The 11635-nt window shown below is 63.3% G+C and carries 10 protein-coding genes; 2 read left to right on the top strand and 8 right to left on the bottom strand.

Going from position 1 to position 11635, the window contains the following annotated elements; genetic code table 11:
* Positions 1-787: 787 nt before the first annotated feature.
* The 3 genes from ASF27_RS14210 to ASF27_RS22865 all read right to left on the bottom strand — a co-directional run bounded on the left by ASF27_RS14210 (position 788) and on the right by ASF27_RS22865 (position 3651).
* Complete coding sequence (locus tag ASF27_RS14210; protein WP_056361083.1) at positions 788-2503, bottom strand: recombinase family protein; 1716 nt, start codon at positions 2501-2503, stop codon at positions 788-790.
* 231 nt (positions 2504-2734) lie between these two features.
* Entirely contained in the window at positions 2735-3196 is a 462-nt protein-coding gene (locus tag ASF27_RS14205) for a recombinase family protein (protein WP_056361080.1), read from the bottom strand.
* Positions 3197-3456: 260 nt separating this feature from the next.
* On the bottom strand, positions 3457-3651 hold the full coding sequence (locus ASF27_RS22865; RefSeq protein ID WP_210166275.1) for a hypothetical protein: 195 nt from the start codon (positions 3649-3651) through the stop codon (positions 3457-3459).
* 469 nt (positions 3652-4120) lie between these two features.
* Between ASF27_RS22865 and ASF27_RS22340 the strand changes: the two genes are divergently transcribed.
* On the top strand, positions 4121-4291 hold the full coding sequence (locus ASF27_RS22340) for a hypothetical protein (protein WP_156467532.1): 171 nt from the start codon (positions 4121-4123) through the stop codon (positions 4289-4291).
* A gap of 462 nt (positions 4292-4753) precedes the next feature.
* Here ASF27_RS22340 and ASF27_RS14200 read toward each other — a convergent pair whose 3' ends face one another.
* From ASF27_RS14200 to ASF27_RS22330, 3 genes are all read right to left on the bottom strand, one after another.
* Positions 4754-5155 carry a hypothetical protein gene (locus ASF27_RS14200; protein ID WP_056361078.1) on the bottom strand — a complete coding sequence of 134 codons (402 nt, stop codon included), beginning with the start codon at positions 5153-5155 and terminating at the stop codon, positions 4754-4756.
* Positions 5156-5899: 744 nt separating this feature from the next.
* A complete protein-coding gene (locus ASF27_RS22335; RefSeq protein WP_156467531.1) occupies positions 5900-6214 on the bottom strand; it encodes a hypothetical protein in 315 nt (104 codons plus the stop codon).
* Between the two features lie 258 nt (positions 6215-6472).
* On the bottom strand, positions 6473-7072 hold the full coding sequence (locus ASF27_RS22330) for a hypothetical protein (protein ID WP_156467530.1): 600 nt from the start codon (positions 7070-7072) through the stop codon (positions 6473-6475).
* Between the two features lie 760 nt (positions 7073-7832).
* On the opposite strand from ASF27_RS22330, the gene ASF27_RS14195 reads away from it, so the two are divergent.
* Positions 7833-8942 carry a metallophosphoesterase gene (locus ASF27_RS14195; RefSeq protein WP_156467529.1) on the top strand — a complete coding sequence of 370 codons (1110 nt, stop codon included), beginning with the start codon at positions 7833-7835 and terminating at the stop codon, positions 8940-8942.
* A gap of 79 nt (positions 8943-9021) precedes the next feature.
* Here ASF27_RS14195 and ASF27_RS14190 read toward each other — a convergent pair whose 3' ends face one another.
* The gene (locus ASF27_RS14190) at positions 9022-10650 is read right to left on the bottom strand and encodes a sigma-70 family RNA polymerase sigma factor (RefSeq protein ID WP_210166274.1); all 1629 of its coding nucleotides are present in this window, start codon (positions 10648-10650) and stop codon (positions 9022-9024) included.
* A gap of 221 nt (positions 10651-10871) precedes the next feature.
* Positions 10872-11249 (bottom strand): MBL fold metallo-hydrolase, encoded by a 378-nt coding sequence (locus tag ASF27_RS14185; protein WP_277996075.1) that lies wholly within the window; start codon positions 11247-11249, stop codon positions 10872-10874.
* Positions 11250-11635: the final 386 nt, after the last annotated feature.

The following is an 11635-nucleotide window of genomic DNA, read 5'->3' as shown; positions in this document are numbered from 1 at the left end:
CCCGCCGAAGCCGAAGCGCACTACTATGCCCAGACCGAGGTGCAAGCCTTGGCCGCTTGATCCAAACCAAACAGCCTCCGGGAAACCCGGGGCGGTTCACTTTCGAAACCTTGGATCGACCCGCTCGGATGCCGGGCGTCGTAATCGTCGTCGATCGCAGGCCCACGAAGGACGAGCCGGCTCGGGCTGTCGTTCCGGCACCGTACCAGACGGTGGGCGGGCCAAGCGGGTTCCTCGGCCGGGACCAAACAGCTCGAACCAAAGTCCGTTTCGCCCGGCATCATGGAGGATCGGCATTGGGCGACCCGCACTCCCGGACCGGGATGCCGCATCCGTTGTCGCCTAGGACATGGGGGAAGACAGCGACTTGCCTTGTACCGCCGCGCCGACGTACGCCACAGCCGTCCTGGCCCTCTCGGCCCGCCCCCCACGTAACGCCGCACAAAGGATCGGAGGGCGTCCCCCCCCACAGCGGCGCGGCCGGTTTCCCGAGCATAGTGCCCCGGCTCCCGCTTTACTCGGCGAACCGCATGATGGCCCTGAGGGAGTCCGGCACCATCTCAGGCCCGGCCGGGCTGGCCGGCCTTGCAGGTCCCAGGGTCGGCTTCCCGCGGGTACGTCGTTCGAGCAGACCACTGCGCCGGCCGCCGCCCAGGCCCCTTGCATCCCGTTCATCGACGAATGCAACGGTCCACCGTCTGGGTGTCGGAATTCTCGACGGTGCGAGATGCGACCTGATGCGGGGATCACCTCGGCAGCGAACTGCCGGGGTGATCCAGACGACGCCTCAGGGCTTGATGTGGCGCATGCCGGTCAGCACGCGCGTGCCGATGGCGGCGATCGTGGCGGATTTCCCGGAGGCCTCGACACGCATGCCCACCCTCAGGGTCACGTCCACGCGGAGTTCCATGCCGACCCGTGTGACCTCGACCTTCCCGATCAATTCGCGGAAGGCCGCCGCGAGCATCCACTCGGCCTCGTCCGACGGCTGGAAAGGGGCGCACGCCGAGATCGACGCGACGCTCTGCCGGAGCGACCCCAGACGGGCGCGGTCGATCCCGATCGGCTCGGGATGGTGTGGGGTCAGCCGGAGGGCCAGTTCGGCTTCGGAGAGGTCATGCCCGATGCGGGTGCGGAATTCCGCGAGGCGAGCGTCGGGATGGCAGCTGGTCAGCGTCTTGTCGAAGGACGCCTCCAGCTTCCGGCCGAGCGACATGACGCGACGCTCCAGGTCAACACGCACGCCGGCATGCGCGATTTCCGCCCGCTTACCCTCCTCATCGCACCCGTCGACGTAAGCGTCGGCGAAGGCCGGATCCGCGAGTTCATCCGCCACGAGGCCCACGACCAGACGCTCGACCTCGGTCATGTCCGACATCGTCCTCTCGTCGCAGGCGCCTCCCGGCGCGTAGGACGCGCACTGGAACCTCGGGCCGGCCGTCCCGGAGCGCCGGATGCGCATCCTCCCCCCGCAGGAGGGACACGTGGCGAGGCCCGAGAGCAGGTACCCCCGGGCCTGCGACTTCGACCTCCGACCGGGATCGGCACGTCGCGCATCGTCGATCCGCCGGACCCGCTCCCAAAGGTCCCGGTCCACGATCCTCGCCCCCGGCACCTCCGTGACGATCCAGTCCTCTCGGGGGCGGAGCATCCGATGGCGCCGACCCGTGACGGGTTGCCTGCCGGAGCGATACCGGTTGTAGACGAGGACACCCAGGTAGCGGGGGTTCGCCAGGATGTTTCGGACCTGCCGGTCGGTCCAATGGCTGAGCTTACCCGTGGGGGACCCGGCCCGATCGAGCACGATGGCGATCATCCTCGGGCTGAGCCCGGATGCGTACATGGCGAAGATGCGTCTGACGACCTCCGCCTGGTCCCAGTCGATGGCCGGCTCCCCCGGGCGGCCGACGACCCTGGCATAGCCGTAGCAGGGACCCGTCGGGAACCGGCCCTCACGGGCCATCACGTCCCGCGCGAAACGGGTACGCTCGCCCATCGCCCGACGGCTTTCGTCGCCCATCGGTCCATGGGCCGCGATGTCCGTCAGGGAGATCCGCCCGTGCCCTGGCCGATGCACTTCGACGCCGAGCGCGAGCAGGCGCTCGTAGACGGTGCCGAGGATGACGAGGTCGCGTGCCAGCCGGTCCACGCTTTCGACGACGACGACGCCGAACGCGCCGGTGTGGGCATCGAGCAGAAGGCGTTCGAGGTCGTCACGCCCGACCATCGTGGCGCCACTCCGGGCACGATCGATGTAGGTGTCGACGAGGACACGGCCGGTCGCCTCGATGTATTCGCCGGCGAGCTCGCATTGGCGATCGATGGAGACCTCATTGTGGCCGGTCGTGGGGAAGCGGGCGTAAATCACCGCCTTACCTGCATCGGGTACCAGGAATTCGGGTCGGTCGTCCCGACGCGGGGTGAGGTAGGTCGGCGTAGAACCGGCGTCGGGGGACATGTTCTGTGACGGGATGGTCTCGGCGGTAATCTTGATGGCGGTCATTTGGATTTCTCGCGAAGCTTGGGCCGGCTGCGCTGGGCGCGTGCGGGACCGCCCGCTTCCCGTTGGGAAGCGGCTTGGAAGGGGAGATCGGAAATGACCCGGGGCCTCGTCGGGTCCTGCGCCGCGCCGGTCCCGCCGGAACGGGTCGAGGCGGCGCGTCGCCCTAGGTTATCGAAGCCCGGCGCCCGACCCTCGCGAGGGGTTCGGGACGCCGCTTCGCCATCGCGGGGCTCACCGGCGGGACCTCCGGCGCGGTACGGTCGTGCCGGCCCCGGGCACCATCATGCCCTGGAGCGTGACGTCCGTGCGGCACAGCTTTCCCCGCCCCGGGAGATGGATCTCGATCCCGAGCACGTGCAGCCTGTCGAACACCGTGACGAGGGTATCGGGATCGCGCGACACCCGGTCGAGGTTCTCGACGACCACGATCCCGAAGGACCGGGCCTCGGCGGCTTCGAGCATGCGTCGCAGCTCGTGGCGATGATCCGTGGACGTGCCCCCGCCGGTACGGTCGGCGAAGGTCGCGACATGGACACCGCCCACCTCCGCCACGTGATCCACCGCCGCATCGACCTGACGGTCGATGCTGTCGGTGGATGCTCCCCTGCTCGTGCAGCGGGCATAGATGGCGAACCTGGGTCGCGCCGTGGACGCTTGTCGGACGAGGGCTCGCGACTTGATCTTCCTGAACATGGTTGTCTCGCTGATTGGCATGGCCGGCAGCGCCTGGCGCTTGCACGACCGACCGCATCCGGGCGGAGGCGGCGCTGTTCGGGATCGTTGGAGAGGCCCTGGGCTCGCATGGGCCGTACGCCGCGCCGACCCCGCGCAGGGGGTCGGGCCTACGGGCGTCGCCCTAGCCTATGAGGGCGGCGCGCCGGTCGTTCGCGATGGTGGCGATGGGCCGGAATGGCGTCACGAGGTACGTTCCCGTCGTTGAGACCACTCAGGCATCATCGATCGCCCGGCGCGCCGCAAGTTTTCCATTCCTGACGTCGCTGTTTCGAGCTTGCCCGTCCAGGCCCGCCCCGAGGCTCCCGGTCGCCGCCGCCGGGCTGGCGATCCCGGATTGCCTGGTAACGCCCGAGCGCCTCGGCGAGCCTCAGGAGGCCCGGATCGGGCATGCCGCGTTCGTGGTCGTCATTCATGGTCGTGACCTTCCGCTTCAACCGTTGCCCTCGTCGCGTCCGTCGTCGTCGGCGAAGCGATGGGTTTGGCTGACGAGCCGGTCCGGTCCGTCCTTGGTCGCGGCCCGGGCTGCAGGGATGGGCGCCGGGTCCGCGATGGCCGGGCGGGCTGCGTGGCCGAACCCACGGGGACTGGCCCGGGCCGCACATCGGGATCCGCTCCCGCGGCGGATGCCCCGGCTGCGGCACGGAACGAGGGAGCGACCGCCCGATGATGCCGCTCGGGGCTCCCGATGCGTGTCGGGACCCCGGCACCGGCATGGACGCCGCGCATCGGGATCAGGACCGCGCCGATGCCGGGGCAAGCCTGCCGGCGGCGGGCGCCTGACGGCGCGGTCGGTTGGCTGACGACAGACGCGGGCATGACGCCCAGCGCCCGCCGTCGGGCAACGAGGGAAGCGAGGACGACCGTGGATCCGGCGAACCCGGGATGGCCGATCCCGTCGAGGCGATCGAATGGTCGCCCGGCCGTATCGACGACGCGATCGATCTCGGGATTGATGGTCATGACGGCGGCCTCCACGCACGAGGCAGGCCGCCGCGATCGCGGCTGCTAGACCTCGGTGCGTTTACGGTTCTGGCGAGGCGCGCGTGGACCTGAGGCCGTGCACGCCCATGGCGCTGTCCAAAGGACAGGCCCGGACGTGCCTTTTCGTGTGGAGCGGTCGAGTGACATGGCATCGCCTCGGAGCAAGGCCCGCCCGAGCTTCAGCTACGAGGGCGGTGTCGGGCCGCGGGCGATCGCCACGGCGCAGGTCATGCCATCAGGCACATCGACTACATACCGAATGGCGGGAATCGACGTCAATACGAAAGGGTAACTTGTGCAAAACTTTATAGGGTTCCGGTGGATTGTGTGGATTGCATGCCCGAACCTGTGCGGACCCGGAATGTACTGCGGGCCGGAGACGTCATGCGTTCTGTTCCCGATAGGCACGCCGTCCTGCCGAATTCGCTATAGCCCGGATCCGGCTTGACGCTCGGTCATGAGTGGACCCGAGCCGTTGTGCCGATCATGACTAACCCCGTCGGGACGCGCCCTCGCACAACATTAAGCCCTGTGTCACGCCTTCGACCCGCCATGCTCATCAGGTCGAGTGAGCATCAATCGTTGCCCCTGTTTGCGTACCACCCCCGCCTCGGTCAGCACCCTGAGGGCGGCATCCGTCGCACCCAGGATGTTGCCGGCCTTGACGCTGGCATCACCGAGCACGCTGTGCTTGATGCCTTCGGGTCCTGCCTTGCGGAGCAGGTCCATTATCGTCCGTGTAGACTCTTCGATCTTACGGCCAAGGATCCTCGCGGCCTCGTTCTGGAGGGCGGAGCGGGTATTTCCACCTGACGCAAGATAGGCCCGCGCCGCCTTCGTCATGAAGTCGCTGACAAAGATATCCTGGTCGAGCGCGGCAACCTGCACCGCTTTGTGGACATCCGTCGGAAGGTAAATCGTAACCCGCGCCGCCACGTTACCCCTCGCAATCCAAGGTCCGGGTTAAAAATAGCGTCAAAACGTTAATGGGTGCGACGCGTCGAAAAACGTCAAAACGTTTTAGCGTTGCGGGTCCGTGACCATCTGTCGGTACTCAGGGCGGGCTGCCGGGGGCTCCCAAGAAGCCGTTGTCATAGATACGCCTCTGAAGGTTCATCCGTGGCCCGATGTCGAAAAAACCCTCTCGTCGAAGTCCGATAGTGTGGCGTGCCTCGTACGCTTCGCGACCAAGAAACCGGCACACCGTCATCTCGCTTGGCCTGATATCGAAGCGTCATCCAACGCGCTACGAGCCAGCATCGGAAGAACGTTTTGACGTCAAAACGTCGATCAACGTTCCCCGCCGTCTCAAAACGCTAAAACGTTTAAACGTCAAAAGGCTTGACTGTCTGTCGTGGCGGCCTGCCTCTGTGGCGGTCAGATGCCAATGTGGAGCTCGAAGGGCATTGCCGGCACACGGGACTCCCGAATGTCGTGCACGGCCTCGATGGGCAGGCCTACCGGAGCCTTTTCAGCGACACGGTCCGCGAGGTCATGACGGACGCTGGCGTGCCGGAGGCGGGCATCCATAGTTTGGTGCATGCGGCGATCACCTGGATCATGGACCAACGGTTACGGCGTCGCGATCGTCGCCGACATGAGCTGCGTGAGCCAGAAGTCCGTCAGGTAGCGCTATCACCAATATAAGCTGAATTCTCCGCTACGGCCTGTCGGTGCTGATCAACACAAGTGTTTTAATATGCCATTTTCAGGAATTTTGAGATTATTACATTCTGTAACACGGCGATCGATTTCTACGCTGATCCACGAGGAAATACGCGGCCATACACTCGCATGAGGAGCGTTATGTCCTTCAATCCATCTATAAACCGTAGTAAAATTGAACCCCAAATCGTCAGCGAGTTTTCTTGTTTCCAGCCTGCCGTGTACAAATACAGCTTTCATTAAATCCCCAAACTCTTCGCGGGTCTGGATCGGATCATGTTCGATCATGCCACGCAGTGAGCGCAAGACGTCAATCTCGTTGGTGATCATCAAATCCGTGAAGGGGCTAGGGCCGCGCATCTCATTCCTCCCGCCAACCATAACGCGATTGCAGCACGACAGGGTATAGGCAGATCCCAAATTTCTTGCAAGATGCAAAAAATATTGCAAATGCGGCCATGACGTCGCGTTGAATTAGCTTGGGGTGGTCCTGATTGTGACGCGCCAGGGCGCTGCGTCATGTTGAATGGTCGGCCTGGGTTGCCAAGGTGCTTGACGGTGGTCTCGCATCCCCCGCCGGATAGTTCGTCACCGCGCCACCTGTGCTTTTGCAATCGGCAGGTTAGGGAAACCCATCAATTCGAAAAACGTTTTATTGGTGTTGAAGTTCAAGCCAGCCGCAGCCCCTTCGACAGACATCCTCTGGAAATCGCCGGTTTTACCGAAAGGGAATTCACCGCGACCTTTCATGAGTTCACGATACAGATCGGCACAGAAATCAATCGCTATGTACTTATCGACATTGGAAACGATAAAACTTTGAAACGCCTGCTTTCCCCTCAGATCCGCGCTATCTCGCGATCCGGGTTTGGGAAACAGTGTTATGACATTGCTAGGCAAAGCATTAATGGGGTCGCATCGAACCACTTTCAACAAACGCCGCCCCGCCAAGCTGCGATAAAGTATTTCCAAATTTAACTGAATTATGTTTATCTTGTGATGAACATGCTTGTTGGAAGCTACGGAGGATTCGAACTCAACGGCCCAATGATTATATGCGTTGTACAAACTATTGTTAAATAATTGGATGTCGACCATCGCAAGGTCCGCGACACGGTTGGCGCGCGTCTCCAATCTTTTGGAGAAAGATCCATACGTGTGCAATTCATCGAGGATGTATTCTGTCATGGCAAAAAATAACCGCCCAGGGTAGGGCGGTTCAATTCTCCAAAGAAGGAAAAGTGATTAAGCTGTAGCGGCTATTTTGTGATGATCAAATTGGTATGTTTATTCTCATCGGACTTGAGATCCGGCTTGCCGCTGTCCCGAAGCTTATCCTCAGCCTCCCGAACCATTCGAATGGTGCGATCGGATAAGCGGTGTTTCTGCCGCTTGTCCTCCGGGGGCGTACTCCAAGAAACTCTCATTCCAAATTACCTCGATAGATATGACAGCGATAGCGACGCCAACGAACTTTAACAAGCCGATCACGTGCGTTTCCTAACCGGAAACGTCACTTCCGCCACCGTGATCGGCCAATGATCGCTGTTCCTCACCCGTCACGACGTCGTACCAAGCCCAGGGGCTGCATCCTGGATGGGTCGGATCCCGCGGGGCGTACGTTAAATGCTATCCACGGGAGCTGGCAGCGGATGGTGAGGCCTCCTACGTGTCGCATGTCTTGCACTCTTCGTTGATTGCCGCGACGGAGGCGCGGCATGGCTGTTTGGCAGTGAATCATGGACCCATTCCGGCAGGCTCGGATATCGATTGGCCCGGGCACCTTCGACCGATCTGGCTCAAGAGCGGTTGCCAGGTCCGATTGAGGACACTTGCACGGAAGCTTTATGGCCCAATCGAAGGCGGCGAGGACATTGTCCGCGCCTGACGAATTTTATGCGATAGCGTAGTATGTCCGCGGCAACCCGATCGCCAGAAAGCAGAGAGAATGACAGAGGATGTCTTACTGACGGTTTTGCAAATTTCCGATCTGCATTTTGGAGGCAATTCGAAAGACACAAGTGGATTTGAACTTAGTGCCAAATTACCAAGATTTCAGAAGTATTCCCATTGGTTTGACGGGTTCCTGGGGCATCATCATCAGGGCCTTTCCGATCTCCATCAATTTTATTCGGATCTCTGGGAGCGTACCGATGGCCGCCTGAGGACCGTGATCAGCGGTGACCTGACGGCATACGGAAATCCCTATCAGTTCGATCTTGCAGCAGACTTCCTCGGGTCGGAGAAGCCGACCCGGTTCGGGTTCGGTCTCGGGCTCGTCCAGTGGGCTGAATCGTCGGTCAGTGGAAATCACGATCAATGGCCGGGCTCCACGATGATCGTCGGCGCGCCGACCACCAAGCTCGGCGAGGTCCTGCCGGGTCCCTATCCGATGATCGGCCAATTGCAGCCGTTGAGCGCGACCGCGTCGCTCCGCTTCCTGTTCGTCGACAGCGACGCCGATGTCGGGCATGTCTTGCCGAACCGCTTCCTGGCGCGGGGGTGCTTCGCTTCGCAATTAAGCAAACTAGCCTCGCAGGTCCCAGCGCGTGTGACCGGGGAGGTCAGGGTCCTGGTTGTCCATCACGCCGTGAGCTCGCTCGGGACGCCCTGGACCGACCAGGCCTCCGAGTTTCCGAAGGGGAGTCCGAGCAGGCGGACACCCTTGGAAATTGATGGCGGTACGCTACGGGCCCTCCAACATTTCCTGGTGAATGCCGGCGTCCAGGTCGTTCTCACGGGGCACCTCCACGTGCCACGGCTAAGCGAGTTCGTCGCCTCCAACGACGTTGAGACGCTCAACGTGCTGGAGACGCGCTGCGGCACGACCACGCAGTGGGATCACTATCCCATGAACGTGCTAGCGGAGGTGGACCCCGAACGTAGGCTACCTCCCAATTCGCTGGTCTGTCACGAGCTAGTCCAGCGTTCGGACGAACTCGTCTGGCGGGCCAGCATCTATTGGCGTTCGCGTGCAAGCGGGTTCGTACACCGTCCCAATCGTGTCTCACTCGACTTGCCGCCATCGCTATCCAGGGAACTGCGGATTTCCGCCTAGGGCCGGCATGTGGCGCGCCCGCCGCACGGCATGCACTCCGATGCGAGCCCTCCCCCGCGCGCGAGCCCATCGACGACGCTCAAGCCGCCACGTCCGTCCGCGGCGACGTGTGCGGCGACGGGCGCAGCCGTCGATAGAGATCCCCTTCGGCGACATCCGTACGCCTGAGGCGCACCTCCCCTCCCTGGGGGCTTGCTTCGAAACCGTCGAACAACAGCGGGACAAGGACCGCGACTTCACACAACCAGTCGAAAAGGCGCTCCGATGTGACCGATGGTAGCCCCGTCGCCAGTTCGACTTCCGTCGCGCCTGTCTTGCGTCGTAGCTTCGGCTGCGCATCGCCGTTCCCGGCCATTCCGGCACGGCTGAGGAAAATTGCCTGGTCGCGCTCGATCCCCTCCTCGCGACAGGTCCGCATCGCGAGATTGGATATGGCCCGGGTAGCCTCCATGATGGAGGATGGCGTGATCCCGAACTCGGCCAATACGGAAGCGTGGGGACCGCCGGTCACGACTGACGGTTCACGCATCAAGCGCTTGTAAAGCTTGGCGTCGACGCGTGGGGCCCCGGAGAACAAGCCACCCCCGAAATCATTGAGCTTAGGCCCAAGGTTGTCGACCATCGCCTGGGCGAACGCATCGCCGATCTGCTCCTCGTCGAGGATGGAGGCCTGGATAAAGGCGTTGTAGTCCGGATCATCGTCGAGCGGCATGCTCTCGCCCGCGAGTGCGCCGTAGAACTCCTCGACCTGTCGGTTCTCCAGGACTCCTGCTTCAGCGAGCAATGCAGCCCCCGACGGCCCGTCCAAGAAAGCCCATACCGCCTCGGCGTTCTCACGCAACGCCGCGAAGTCGGCCGACGTGGCTGCGCGCCCGAGGGCTGCCGTGATCAGGCTTTGCGGGTGGGACGAGGATGCCTCGGGGGGAAGCCTTGGAACATGATTCTGAACGGTCATCGTTCTCTCTCCTTTAACTGCCCGTGATAACTGCGTGAAGAGCACAGATCTCGCCGCCTGGACCTCCGACGTCGATAGGCACAACACGCCGGCGGCTTCCTTGACGTTCAGATTATCGCGCCAGAGCATCTCGGCGACAGCAGCGACGCGGACGTCCAATGCGCCGACCTCGCCTAATTCGACGGTGAGGCGGCCGAGCGCGTCCGCGAGCTTGAGGCGCAGATCGTATCGGCTGATCCCAAGCTCGTGTGCCAGTGACCGTTCCGACGGCTCGTCGTCACCCACATACGCCGCCAGGAGCGCCCGTTCCGCCGGAGGCAATCGGCCTATGGCCCGCCCTATCGCCATCATGTCGGCGTCCGTGGCGCGGTCATCCATGTCGGCGTCGGCGACGTCGAGAGCCGCCAACGCACGCGGTTCGAGGAGGCCGTCCCTCAGCCGGCTCAGCCGCACGATTCTAGGGCGAGAAAATCGGACGAACGCGCCGAAGACATACGTCTCGAATTTCACCTGACCGGGGTCGAAGCGGTCCAGCAGGCCCTCCCATGCCTCCACGAAGAAATCATGGATGAGGTCCAAGCCCTCGTCGGGTGGGACGGCGTAGCCATTCCGCGCCAGACGCGCGAGCGCGCCCATCAGCAGCCGCCGATACTTCGGGTAGTCCAACTGCAAGCTTCGGTCGAAGGGGCGCGCACGACCCCCGAGGCTCGCGGCGTACGGCTGCCCTTCCCCCGTATGTTCAAGCGACATCATGGTCTCACTCCCGTACGGGTCGGCCGACCTAGCCACCCCGACGTCCGCGAACGACGTCGGCTTCATTGGTTGTTATTGCGGGTCGCCGTCCGTTTGGTCGAAAACCGAGGCCCTTTTTTTCACGCCGCTCGATGTTTCGGCCCCCGACGTCCTTCATGCCCCCCCGTACCAAGCAATCCGTCGGCGAGCTGAGCGGCCGGGTCAAAAACAAGTGGACGATGCTAATTCTTAACGCGCCAACCCACGCAGGCACAGTGGTCCATGTGCATGTGGGTCAGCACCACGTCGGTCACGGATGCCAGGTCGATGCCGGCGGCATCCAGTCGTCGGACCAGTTGCCCGGCGCGCGGCAGGTGCAGGTCCGGATCCGACCCGAGACCCGCGTCGATGAGGATGGTCTGCCCGCCGCTCCGCACCCGGACCGCGTTCAGCGGCCAGTCCAACACGTCCGGCGGCAGGAACATGTCGCCCAGCCATGCCGCGCGAAGCGCCGGTTCCGCATTGTGCGCCAGCATCGCGGTCGGGAGCGGTAGCACCCCAACGCTCACCACCAGCACGTCGATCTCGCCGATCCGCAGGGCATAGCGCGACGGAACCATCTCGTCGAACCCCCGATGGGATCGGGGGGCGACCCTCGGTCCGGTTCGGGCGGTTTCGGTTTCAGTTGCGATGGTCATGTTCGTCCCTCGGAAGGACGCGCTTGCCTGCGGATGGTCAGGGCCATGGAAGGCGCGTCTCGCGACAAGGACGAGCCGGCCCCGTTCGGATGTGACATGATCGCGGGGGCCGCGCGCTTGCTGCCATCGAGTGGGGTGGCGCCGCTTGGAAAAGCACCCGTCGTGGCCCTGATGACGCCAACGGTCGGCGGCCGCTTTGATCTTGCTGACCTGACCTGACCGGTATTTTGGACCGAGCCAATTGGAAGGCTACTGCATGGTGGCGGCCATGGGTAGCCGGAAGGCCAGATCCGGGAGGGTGACAGGCG

The sequence above is a fragment of the Methylobacterium sp. Leaf102 genome (assembly GCF_001422425.1).
GTDB lineage: Bacteria > Pseudomonadota > Alphaproteobacteria > Rhizobiales > Beijerinckiaceae > Methylobacterium.
This window is presented reverse-complemented; position numbering and strand designations above follow the sequence as displayed.